Genomic DNA, 1,548 nt, shown 5'->3' on the forward strand with positions numbered 1-1,548 from the left:
ATGGCCAGCGCGCACGGCGACGCGGCAACCAGTACCACCAGGGCTCGTTCGATCCACACCCGCGTATCACCGAGCATGCTACCGACCGCGGCGATCGCCGCGGCGACGATCATCACGCCCGGAACCAGCGGCTTGGCGATCTTGTCGGCGAGGCGTTGCGCCTCGCCCTTGCGGGACTGCTCGGCCTCGACGATCCGCACGATCTTGGCCAGCGAATTGTCCTGCGCATCTGCGGTGACCTCGACTTCGAGGACGCCGGTGCCGTTGATCGACCCGGCGAACACCTCGTCGCCGGGACCGGCTTCGACGGGCATCGACTCTCCGGTGATCGCGGAGGTATCCAGGGCGGTGCGCCCGCTGCGAATGATGCCGTCGGTGGCGATCCGTTCCCCGGGCTTGACGATCATGACCTCACCGAGCTCGAGCTCCGAGGGCGGGACGGTTTCCTCCCGGCCGCCGCGGAGCACTGTCGCGGTGTCCGGGACCAGGGACAGCAGGGCGCGCAGGCCACGGCGAGTGCGGGTGACGGCATACTCTTCGAGTCCCTCGCTGATCGCGAACAAGAATGCGAGCATGGCTGCTTCGCCGACCTCGCCGAGCAGTACCGCGCCGACGGCCGCGATCGTCATCAGGGTGCCGACGCCGATCTTGCCCTTGGCCAGGCGTGTGAGAGTGGACGGGACGAAGGTGTAGCCGGCAATGATCAGCGCGCCCGCTTCGAAGCCGATCCCGAGAGCATCAGGCCCGCCGGCCAGCCGGACTGTCAGGGCCGCGATCAGCAGCACGCCCGCTGCTGCGGCCGCCCGGATCTCGGTAACCTGCCACCACTTTTCGATCTCGTGTTCTTCCTCGCCCTCGGCGCGGGGTTCGTCGTGGCCGCAGCCGCACGCGTCACTCACGGCTATCTCCGGTGTCGGTGCCGTAATTCGGGCACAGGGCAACCGCGTTCCCTGTCGCGGCAAGCAGCGTCTCCGCCGAGGCGAGTAGGTCCATCAACTCCGGTCGGGCCAGCGAGTAGAACACCTGCCGACCTTCTGGTCTGCCGTCGACCAGACCGCAATCACGTAGGCATGCGACATGTGCGGACACCGTCGACTGGGCGAGGCCGAGTTCACCGATCAAATCCGCAACCCGCGCTTCTCCTTCGGCGAGACGGCGCACGATCGACAACCGGGTGCCATCCGAGAGACTGTGGAACAGTGCCACTGCCGCATCCAGACTGGACCCGCTGCCGGTTGCAGCGAGGCATCCCGACTCGTTATTCATCGTCATAAAACGATGATAGCAATGTAGGGCGATTCGAGGAAGGGTGATGCACCGGACTTGGAAGTGAATGCGGTACGCCAGCCGAACGGTGGCCGGCCGACGTACCTCACCAGGAACGGCGAAGTGACATCGGTAGATTCCGAGTTGCTCGCCACGGCATCACATGGGGGGACAGCAAGGACCCATCGCTCGTCGGTGAGCGCCTTGGTCATGTCCGTGTCGACGAAGCCGGGTGCGACGACGTTGAAGGTGAGGTTGCGCGAGCCCAGCTCACGGGCGAGG

The 1,548-nt window shown here is 66.1% G+C and carries 2 protein-coding genes and 1 pseudogene; all 3 read right to left on the minus strand.

Features of this window, described 5'->3' with window-relative positions; all coding sequences use genetic code 11:
- The coding region (locus ABT116_RS45280) for an HAD-IC family P-type ATPase (protein WP_351646884.1) at positions 1-899 on the minus strand (899 nt) is incomplete at its 3' end.
- The gene (locus tag ABT116_RS45285) at positions 892-1,272 is read right to left on the minus strand and encodes an ArsR/SmtB family transcription factor (protein ID WP_003944657.1); all 381 of its coding nucleotides are present in this window, start codon (positions 1,270-1,272) and stop codon (positions 892-894) included. The genes ABT116_RS45285 and ABT116_RS45280, both read right to left, overlap by 8 nt.
- A 179-nt stretch (positions 1,273-1,451) precedes the next feature.
- Positions 1,452-1,548, minus strand: a pseudogene (locus ABT116_RS45290) (beta-ketoacyl-ACP reductase); the annotation flags it as partial.

This window comes from Streptomyces sp. NPDC002130, from assembly GCF_040296465.1.
In the GTDB taxonomy this organism is placed as follows: Bacteria; Actinomycetota; Actinomycetes; order Streptomycetales; family Streptomycetaceae; genus Streptomyces.

What these genes read in the sequence shown, in the direction of transcription:
- ABT116_RS45285 (WP_003944657.1), bottom strand. Translation starts at nt 1,272, where the DNA reads ATGACGATGAATAACGAGTCGGGATGCCTCGCTGCAACCGGCAGCGGG.